The sequence below is a fragment of the Lentilactobacillus fungorum genome, assembly GCF_016860605.1.
Lineage (GTDB): Bacteria > Bacillota > Bacilli > Lactobacillales > Lactobacillaceae > Lentilactobacillus > Lentilactobacillus fungorum.
Map to the genome: position 1 here is coordinate 1 of NZ_BNJR01000002.1, position 10,491 is coordinate 10,491.

General features: G+C 41.2%; 8 protein-coding genes. 7 read left to right on the forward strand and 1 reads right to left on the reverse strand.

Annotated elements, in window-relative coordinates:
- Positions 1-82 precede the first annotated feature (82 nt).
- Complete coding sequence (locus YK48G_RS00030; protein ID WP_203628664.1) at positions 83-2,326, reverse strand: ATP-dependent Clp protease ATP-binding subunit; 2,244 nt, start codon at positions 2,324-2,326, stop codon at positions 83-85.
- Positions 2,327-2,466: 140 nt separating this feature from the next.
- Between YK48G_RS00030 and ykzS the strand changes: the two genes are divergently transcribed.
- The 7 genes from ykzS to YK48G_RS00065 all read left to right on the forward strand — a co-directional run bounded on the left by ykzS (position 2,467) and on the right by YK48G_RS00065 (position 10,378).
- A complete protein-coding gene (gene ykzS, locus YK48G_RS00035) occupies positions 2,467-2,682 on the forward strand; it encodes a protein YkzS (RefSeq protein ID WP_203628665.1) in 216 nt (71 codons plus the stop codon).
- A 133-nt stretch (positions 2,683-2,815) separates the two neighbouring features.
- Positions 2,816-3,082 (forward strand): phosphocarrier protein HPr, encoded by a 267-nt coding sequence (locus YK48G_RS00040; RefSeq protein ID WP_203628666.1) that lies wholly within the window; start codon positions 2,816-2,818, stop codon positions 3,080-3,082.
- Positions 3,083-3,086: 4 nt separating this feature from the next.
- Positions 3,087-4,814 (forward strand): phosphoenolpyruvate--protein phosphotransferase, encoded by a 1,728-nt coding sequence (gene ptsP, locus YK48G_RS00045; RefSeq protein WP_203628667.1) that lies wholly within the window; start codon positions 3,087-3,089, stop codon positions 4,812-4,814.
- Between the two features lie 207 nt (positions 4,815-5,021).
- A complete protein-coding gene (locus YK48G_RS00050) occupies positions 5,022-6,206 on the forward strand; it encodes a glycosyltransferase family 4 protein (protein ID WP_203628668.1) in 1,185 nt (394 codons plus the stop codon).
- Positions 6,207-6,226: 20 nt separating this feature from the next.
- Positions 6,227-7,249 carry a glycosyltransferase family 4 protein gene (locus YK48G_RS00055; RefSeq protein WP_203628669.1) on the forward strand — a complete coding sequence of 341 codons (1,023 nt, stop codon included), beginning with the start codon at positions 6,227-6,229 and terminating at the stop codon, positions 7,247-7,249.
- A gap of 2 nt (positions 7,250-7,251) precedes the next feature.
- Positions 7,252-8,280 (forward strand): lysylphosphatidylglycerol synthase transmembrane domain-containing protein, encoded by a 1,029-nt coding sequence (locus tag YK48G_RS00060; protein WP_203628670.1) that lies wholly within the window; start codon positions 7,252-7,254, stop codon positions 8,278-8,280.
- Positions 8,281-8,314: 34 nt separating this feature from the next.
- Entirely contained in the window at positions 8,315-10,378 is a 2,064-nt protein-coding gene (locus tag YK48G_RS00065) for an LTA synthase family protein (RefSeq protein WP_203628671.1), read from the forward strand.
- Positions 10,379-10,491 lie beyond the last annotated feature (113 nt).

Here is a 10,491-nt window from a genome sequence, read left to right on the forward strand (position 1 = left end):
AAAAATGCCCGACAATCATTAGACTTTCTTATCTAACAACTATCGGGCATTTCGGATTGCGTTAGGTTTTAGTTAAAGCGCGCTAATCTTTTTTGGTCGAATCGCTTGTTTTAGCGGCAGGTTGAGCCGGTGCATCTGTCTTAATAAAGATATTTCCTTTACTGTCAACGTCAGCGGTCAAACTTGCAGCCCCTTCATGATCCAAGTAGTAGTCAGCTACTTTATCTTCAATCTGCTCTTGAATCACTCTTCGAAGTGGACGGGCACCCATTGCTGGATTGTATCCCAATTGAACTAACTTAGCCTTCGCTTTATCAGTTACATTGATGAGCAAGCCTTGCTGAGTAAGCATGCCATTAACCTCATCAATCATCAAGGAAACAATCTTTTGTAAGTTGTCCTTTGAAAGCGGGCTAAACTCAACAATGTCATCGAATCGGTTCAGTAATTCTGGCTTGAAGTAGTCAGTTAACTTATCGATGATCGAGTGGGTCTTCCCTGTGGCTGCAGCACCAAAACCAACATTGGCTTCAGCATCACCTTGGCCAGCATTACTGGTCATGATGATGATGGTATCCTTAAATGAAACCGTGCGCCCTTGACTATCAGTCAAACGACCATCATCTAGAATCTGCAGGAACATATGAAGAACATCCGGGTGCGCTTTTTCAACTTCGTCAAGTAAAATTAAGCTATATGGGTGACGACGAACTTGTTCAGTTAATTGACCAGCTTCTTCGTACCCAACATAGCCAGGAGGTGAACCAATCAACTTAGCCACTGAATGCGGCTCCATGTACTCAGACATGTCAAAGCGAATCATTGAATCCTTTGAGCCGAATAGTTCATAAGCAAGTTGTTTAGCCAATTCGGTTTTACCAACGCCGGTAGGGCCAACAAATAGGAATGAACCAATTGGCCGACCAGTTCCGTTAAAACCAACTCGGTTTCGGCGAATCGCGCGGGCAACTTTTTCGACCGCTTCGTTTTGGCCAATAACGTGTTGTTCAAGGTTAGGGGCCAAGTTGCGAAGCTGTTGTTGCTCTTTGGCTTGAAGTTCGCCAACTGGAATTTCGGTCTTTTCTTCGACGATTTTTTCCATGTCTTCTTCGGTAACTTTTGGCGTATCCTCTGATGCAACGTTGCCGTTTTGCTTGGTTTTTTCAAGTTTGCTTACCTGATCACGATAGTAGGCGGCTTTTTCGTAATCTTCACTCTTCAAAGCAGCTTGTTTTTGCTTCTCAGCGCTTTGAATCTTTTCGTCGATCGTATGAGGATCAACGGTATTAATCGTCAAATTCTTCCTAGAGCCAGCCTCATCGAGTAAATCGATAGCCTTGTCTGGTAAGAATCGATCCTGAATATACCGATCAGACAGTTTAACGGCCGCTTTAATCGCGTCATCAGTGTACTTAACGTGATGATAATCCTCATAGCGCTTTTGAATCCCTTTTAGGATCTTAATCGATTGCTCTGGAGTTGGTTCGTCGACTGTAACTGGTTGAAGTCGGCGTGCCAAAGCAGAATCTTTTTCGATATCTCGATATTCTTTTAGCGTTGTGGCACCAATTAACTGGAATTCGCCACGAGCTAAGGCTGGCTTTAAGACGTTACCGGCATCCATGCCGCCTTCAGCATTTCCAGCACCAACGATTTCATGAATTTCATCAATGAATAAGATGATGTCAGGATTATCTTGAACTTCCTTAATTAATTGTTGCATTCGCTGTTCAAATTGACCACGGATTCCAGTTCCTTGAACAAGTGAGACAACATCGAGGCGAATGATTTGTTTGTTTTGCAGTTTGGAAGGCACGTTGCCCGAAACAATTTCTTGAGCTAATCCTTCAACCACAGCTGTTTTACCAACCCCAGCTTCGCCGATCAATACGGGGTTGTTTTTGGTTCGACGGTTTAGAATTTCGACAACTCGCTTAATTTCATTGTCACGACCGATTACCGGATCAATTTTGCCTTCTCTGGCTAATTCAGTTAAATTGATTCCGTATTGGCCAAGAAGAGAGCTGCCGCCTTGCCTAGTACCTCTGGGGCCGCCACCGTTATTTGGCCCCATTGGCTGAGTAGGCGGAATTTCTTGTGAATTTGATGGGTTCATATTTCCGTTTTGCATTGCCCGGAAAATATCATCCAAGCCACCAAACCCAAATGGATCTTGAGCCATATCTTGAGCACCTCCTGCATTACGTTGTTGATTCGAGAGGAGTTGATAGCAATTTTGGCAAAGATTAATAGTTTGCTTTTGACCATTCACGTTGGTATAAAGATGAATGGTTGCTGGATTCTTATGGCAATTTTGACATAGCATTAATTGCTTTCCTCCTTTAATATAGAAAATAAAAGGACAAGGAAGGATTTGGTTACTGACCAACTTTGACCTTTGAAATTATTATACAACAAGATGATATGTAATCAAGTAATTGAACTTGGCCGGAAATTTGGAGGTAAATGGAATTGGCAGAAAAAATTGACTATGCAGCGGAATTGAAAAAGCTTGAAGTAGGTGAGATTGATCAAATTGAGGTTCACCCAGATGACTTCATGGCTTTTCAAGTTGCCTATATGAATTTTGATAAACGAAAACGAGTTATTGGAACCGCAAATCAAGGTGGGATTGTCACCTATGTTTTTGAACGAGACGAAGCAGACAAAAAGTCGCAATAAATGCTGTAAGCGGTTGAGGTTAAGCTTGTATTTTCACTGATATATTGCTATTCTAAGATGAGTAAGAAATAATTTTAAATTTTGAAATTATTTTTCGAAGTTTATAAAATTGATCAGAGGAGAATGATTTATAATGGAAAAACGTGAATATAACATCGTAGCAGAGACTGGCATTCATGCGCGCCCAGCTACTTTATTGGTTCAAACTGCAAGTAAATTCAATTCAGATATTACACTTGAATATCAAGAAAAATCCGTTAACTTGAAATCAATTATGGGTGTCATGTCATTAGGAGTCGGCCAAAGCGCCTCAGTTACCATTACTGCCGATGGCGATGACGAAAAGCAGGCAATTGCGGCAATTACTGAGACAATGAAGGCAGAAGGATTGACTGAATAACGTCATGAAAAAGTTTATGGGAATCGCCGCTAGTAGTGGAATTGCCATTGGACCGGCTTTGAAATTGCCGAAGTTCGACCTTTCATTTGAGAATCAAACCATTGATGATGTGGGAGCAGAGATTAGACGACTGCAAACCGCGGTGATGGCTTCAAAAAATGAGCTGATTAAAATTCAACACATAACCCAAAAAGACCTCGGCAGCCATGAAGCTGGGGTCTTTCAATTTTTGGTGTCAATTTTGAGTAATCAAATGCTTATTGACCAAATGGTAACATTGATTACCAATCAAAAAGTAACCGCAGAAATGGCCGTAACGACAGTGCTGCGGGCTTATCATGAAAGACAAAAACAGGCAGCAGTTAAACCGGTCAGTGACCAACAAATCCATGAAGTTATGCAGCGGGTTTTGAGCCATTTACTGGGAGCTAAACCGATTGAAGCGACTGCCTTGAATCAGCAGGCCATTGTTGTGGCCCATGAATTGTCGCCAATCCAAACGGCTCAACTTTTGCCAACAATGGTTCAAGCCATCGTCACAGATGTTGGTGGCACTACCAGTCATTCCGTGATTATGTCACGCAATTTTGAAATTCCCATAGTTGTTGGCTTACAAAACGCCGAAACAGCGATTAACAATGGCGATATGATGATTGTTAATGGTTCAACCGGTGAGGTGATTGTCAAGCCAACTTCGGCTCAACTTGAAGAGAATATACACCGCCAGCGCGAATATGAACAGCAATTACATCGGCGCATCAGACCAGTTGGTCAGACAAAAGTGACAGCTGATAGGGACCGGTCACTTTTAGCTGCTAACATCAATGATCCAGCGGACGTGGCCAAAGCGCTTGCCAATGGTGCTCAAGCAATTGGTTTGTTTCGAACTGAGTTTTTGTATTTAAAAGCCCACCAATTGCCCACAGAAGCGGAACAGTTTAGGGCCTACAAAGCAGTTTTAACTCAAATGGGAGAAAAGCCTGTGATTATTCGAACTGCTGATATTGGTGGTGATAAACAAGAAACGACGGGAGCTTTCGATGACCAAATGAACCCTTATTTGGGATTGAGAGGCCTTCGACTTAGCTTAACCCATCAATCGATTTTTCGAACACAATTGCGGGCGCTGCTGCGTGCTTCGGCATATGGCAAGTTGTCAATTATGTTTCCGATGGTTACAACACTGCATGAGCTAAGAGTAGCTAAGGCGTTATTAGACCAAGAGCGAATTAAGCTATTATCAGAGGGGGTAGCGATTGGCCGGTTGAAGGTTGGAATGATGGTGGAGGTGCCAGTGGTTGCCATTATGGCTGATCAATTCGTTAACGATGTTGATTTTATGAGTCTCGGGACGAATGATTTGACTCAGTACTTGCTGGCAGCTGACCGGGGAAATGAACAAGTGGCTGACCTCTATCAGCCTGAGAATCCGGCTATTTTTAGGTTAGTCAAGAGCGTTATTGATGCCTGCCATGATCATCAAATTCCCGCTTTTATGTGCGGCGAACTGGCTGCCGACCCGCTGGCCATTCCGATTTTAAAGGGGATGGGGTTGGATGGATTTTCAATGAATCCAGCTGCCATTTCTTATGCGAAACAACTAATTGACCGATTGAACACTCGGCGGATGGTGACGTTGGCTAATGAAGTGGTCACAATGGCCGCAGATCAAAAGCAGGTTATCGACTTTGTCCACCAAGCAACTGCTAATGGGCATGCGACTTATAAATAACTTAAAAAACGGGCTGCCAATCGCGCTGAATGCTTGATTGGCGGCTTGTTTTTTAGTACAGTCAGTTTGCAATACTAGAACTAAACAAATATAATTATAACGATTGTCGGACGCGTAGCGAATACCGGCAGAGGGATAATTCATGATCGATGTAAGCTAAACGGTTAGCTTGATCAATTAAGACTATAAAAGAAAGGGGTGTCAATCGTGAACGTTGGCATTTTTACAGACACCTATTTCCCACAAGTAAGTGGCGTTGCAACTTCGATTCGAACGCTTAAGAATGAATTGGAACGACAGGGAAATCAGGTATATATTTTTACGACCACCGACCCCCATGTTGATAAAGATACATATGAACGAAATATCTTTCGATTCTCAAGTATCCCATTTATTTCATTTACTGATCGGCGAATTGCGGTTCGGGGATTGTTTCAGGCTTATGAAATTGCAAAGGAATTAAACTTGGATATTGTCCACACTCAAACTGAGTTTTCGATGGGAATTATCGGTAAATTTGTTGCTAAAAATTTAAATATTCCCTGTATCCACACTTATCATACAATGTACGAAGATTACCTTCACTACGTTGCAAATGGCAAATTGCTCAAACCGGTTCACGTTAAGGAAGGCACCTTAGCATTTTGTTATCATCTCTCTGGCGTCATTGCGCCTAGTGATCGCGTTTTGGATAAATTAACTGACTATGGCGTAAAAAGTCAAATGCGAATTATTCCAACCGGAATTGATATTGGGATGTACACGCAAAGGCTAACTGCTGATATTCGATCAACTTATCAGATACCAGAAAAGGCACCGTTAATGTTATCGATTAGTCGCCTGGCTTATGAAAAAAACCTTTCTCAAGTGGTTGATTGGATGCCAAAAATTCTGGAACAAGTGCCAAACGCAATGCTGATGATCGTAGGTGATGGTCCGGCCAAGGATGACTTAATGGCTCAGGTTCATCAGCTACAGCTGGATCAACACGTGGTTTTTACCGGTGAAATCAGTAATGACCACGTAAATGCGTTTTATCGGGCTGCAGATGTGTTTGTTTCAGCCTCTGAATCAGAATCCCAAGGGTTGACTTATATTGAAGCTATGGCCGCTGGATTGCCAGTTGTGGTGACGGCTAGTGATTATACGAACAACTTATTAAGCAGCGAAACGCTTGGCAGCACCTTTGAAAATGCGGACGGGTATGTTGAAGCCGTGACAAGATATTTGCAGTCGCCAATCGAAAACGATACGGCCAAGGCCCACGGTATCCTGCAGCAAAAGCTCGATGCAATTTCTGCTGAGACGTTTGGCAAGCGGGTGATTGATTTCTATCGGAGTGTGACCGTTGAACAAGCGCTTTCCAAGGATCCAACTGCTAATATCGATTAATTGTTTTCAAAGGAGTTTTTATGCTTAAAATCAACATGTTTTCAACTGCGGATAAGGTTAAGGGCCAAGGTGTTGGTAGTGCTTATGATGAACTGATCAGCATGTTAAAAAAGCATTTCCCCCAGGAGTTCAAGATTACCATTAATAGCTATAAAACAGCGGATATTAGTCATTACCATACGATTAATCCGAGCTTTTACCTATCCACGTTTTCGAAAAAGCGTGGGCGAAAAATTGGTTATGTCCATTTTATTCCGGAAACGTTAGAAGGCAGTCTAAAGATCCCCCAACCATTTAAAGGGATCTTTTATCGATATGTGATTGCGTTTTATAAGCGAATGGATCATATTGTGGTTGTCAATCCGTCATTTATCCCCAAGCTTGAAAAGTATGGGATAATGGCTGATAAGATTACTTATATTCCAAACTTTGTCAGCAAAAATGAGTTTTATGCCGTTGATAGTCAGCAAAAGCGTGCTTTAAGAGCCGCTCACGGCTACGATCAAAATCGATTTACAGTTTTAGGGAGTGGCCAGATTCAAACCAGAAAAGGCGTCTTGGATTTTGTTGAGTTAGCAAAACGCAACCCGACAATCCAATTTATTTGGACGGGTGGTTTTTCATTCGGCAAAATAACCGAAGGCTACTCACAGCTGGAAAAGATTGTTAAGGATCCTCCCGCTAATCTGTCGTTTCCAGGTATCATTGATCGAGAAAAAATGGTGACGTATTATAATATGGCGGATTTGTTCTTACTACCGTCATATAATGAGTTGTTTCCAATGTCTGTCCTGGAGGCGTTTGCGACTAACACGCCGGTTATGCTGAGAGACCTCAAACTATATCAATCAATTATTGATGGTTATTACTTAGCGGCCAAAGATGTTGACGAAATGAATGATCAACTGTTGGAATTGATTAACGATCAAACCAAGTTGGGTCAGTTGAAACTGGCAACGCAACGGGCAAGTCAGCAATATTCAGAATCTCGTTTAGCAAAGGTTTGGCATGACTTTTACACCCAACAGGCTAGGGAAGGTTAACAATGTCACGAAGAAATAAAATCACCTTACTTGCAATGGTGATCATTGGGGCTTTGATCCTCGCGTACTCAATGAAGGATATTAAGCTTAGCGTGCTAATCCATGACTTTTTTACGCTTGATCCTTGGTGGTTGCTGGTTGCATTCGGCTGTATTTGTGCATACCTGTTGATTGAAGGAATTATCACCAAAGTTCTGGTTTCTAATCGGGTCAAAAAATTCACATTTAAAGATGCATTGCGTGTACCTTTAGTTGAACAACTCTTTAATGGGATTACGCCATTTTCGTCTGGCGGCCAACCGGGACAATTAATTGTGATGCTTCAAACCGGCATTGATGGCGGCCGGGCAAGTTCAGTGCTACTCATGAAATTTGTGGTCTATCAAGCGATGATTGTCATCAACTTTTTTATTAGTTTGGTGATTGGGTTTCATTTTGTGGCCAGCAAGATGCACTTTTTAGCGTTATTTGTCCTGTTTGGTTTTTTAATTCACTTTTTTGTCATTGTTGGTTTGTTGATGATTATGTACTGGCCAAGATTTACTAAGAGAGTCACCAAAATTCTTTTTTATCCAGTAAAATGGTTTGTAAAGGATAAAAAGTTTTATGCCATGCAAGTGACGCTCTACGAAAAAATTGATAACTTATATGAAGAAAGTATCCGAATTGGCAGGCAGCCTAAGCTTTTGCTAAAAGTTGTTGTCTTAACTTTCTTTCAATTGCTGTTTTATTATTTAATCCCGTACTTTATCATGCTCTCATTAGGGTATGATAGTGTGAACGTTTTTATGGTAACAAGTTTACACATCATGATCGTGATGATTATCTCACTCTTTCCGATTCCAGGTGGATCTGGTGGGGCAGAGTTTAGTTTTGAATCTTTGTTCCATAGTTTCATTTCCAGCAACAGTAAGCTCGTATTAGCAATGATATTGTGGCGGCTGCTGACGTACTACTTTGGAATGGCTGCTGGTGCCTTTGCATTATTAATCAAACCAGATAAAGTTGATGATTCTGATAAACCGGCTTAAACAGCTGTTTAACAGATTTTTTGGAGGAACAAGGATGATATCTGAGAATAAATATCGGTTTTCGAATATCTTAAACACGCGACTAGGGTTCTTTTTCCTAATCGTGTTGCTTTTTTGCGTTAAAACTTACATTGTTTATTTAACGAAATTTTCATTAGGTGTTAAGGGTGGCATGCAAGAGTTCTTGTTAGCTGTTAATCCAATTCCAGCTGCGTTATTGACTTTTGGGATTGCGTTGTATTTTAGCGGCCGACTTTCCTATTGGCTCATGATGATCATCGACTTTTTAGAGACAATTTGGATTTTTGCCAATATTGTCTACTATCGAGAATTTTCAGATTTCTTATCATTAGGGATCATTAAAGGCAGCGGTAACGTCCAAAATAATCTTGGAAAGAGTTTAGCTGAAATTGTTCGGTTGAGTGACTTTTTCATTTTCTTGGATATTATCGTGCTGCTTTTCTTATTGATCTTTCATGTAATTAAAGTTGATGCCCAGCCGTTTAAGAAACGGTATGCACTGCTGATCTCTTTTGCCTCTTGTTTATTAATGGTTGGCGAATATGGACTGGCTAATAGCGATCGATCCGGGTTGCTCACTAGAACGTTTGATAATAATTACATTGTTAAATATTTGGGCTTGAATGAATATGCCGCCTTTAATGCATACCAAACCCAGAAGGAATCGGCAACTCGCTCTCATGCTAAAGCGAGTGATATGGACAGTATTTTACAATATTTAAAACATAACCGGGCAAACCCAAACCCCGAATATTTTGGGAAGGCAAAGGGAAAGAACGTCTTTGTCATTCATTTGGAAAGCTTTCAACAATTTTTAATTGACTATAAAGTTGATGGACGACAAGTGACCCCACACATTAATAAGTTTTTCCACAATAAGAATACGGTTAGTTTCGATAATTTCTATCATCAAGTCGCGCAGGGGAAAACGTCTGATGCTGAAATGATGTTGGAGAATTCTTTGTACGGGCTTCCTCAAGGTTCGGCAATGGTTACGTATGGCGCCCAAAATACCTATCAAGCCGCACCAGCCATTTTGGATCAGCAGGGCTATACGACGGCGGCTTTTCATGGTGACGTCCCAAGCTTTTGGAATCGGGATAGTACCTACAAATCGTGGGGCTATCAATATTTCTTTAGCTCCCAGTACTATAAAACAAAGCCGTCATATAGTGTTGGCTATGGGTTAAAGGACAAAATTTTCTTTAAGGATGCTGCCAATTACATTCAACAGTTGCCACAGCCATTCTATGCTAAACTCATCACTTTAACGAATCATTATCCGTATGAACTTGACAAACAAAACACCGATTTTCCGGCAACTAAGACGGGTGATAAAACCGTTGACCCGTATGTCCAAACAGCTCATTATCTTGATCAGGCATTTGCCGAATTTTTGAATTACCTTAAAAAGACGGGATTAATGAAAAATAGTGTTATTGTTGTGTACGGAGATCATTACGGCATTTCGAATAACCATCGCCCGGCAATTGCCCAACTTTTACACAAGAAGTCAATTAACAACTATGATTTGGCCCAATTCCAGAAGGTGCCATTTATGATCCATGCAACGGGCTTAAAGGGCAAGGTTGACCATAGTTATGGTGGTGAGATTGATGTTTTACCAACCCTTTTGCATTTGTTAGGGGATAAAGATAATGACACGATTCAGTTTGGAACCGATTTACTTTCTAAGCAGCATGATCAACGGGTTGCATTTAGAAATGGTGACTTTGTGACCCCAAAGTATACGAAGGTCGGTAGCACAGTTTATTTGACTAAGACAGGCCAGGCCATTCAACCAAGTGGTGCCCAGAAAAAAGAAATTGCATCGATTCAAAATCATGTGACAACTGAGCTGTCTTTGTCAGATCGGGTTATTTATGGGGATCTTTTGCGCTTCTATACGCCTAAGGGCTTCCAAAAAGTCAATCGGAAGGATTTTACTTATCAGTATACAAAGGGACTTGAAAACCTTAAACAGGCACAAAAGAAGCACCCCACGAGTATTGAAGCTAAAAATGATGGTAAGTCGACGATGAATCTGTATAAGACGGATGCACCTGAGTTAAAATGATCGATTGGTTAGGGGGAGTGTAGTCTGGACGGTCTGCTAGTTTCAATAACTCTTTAAAAGTGATTAATCAAGTTGTTCATAAAAGGTTCTAGAGGTTGGTGTTAAGCACACTA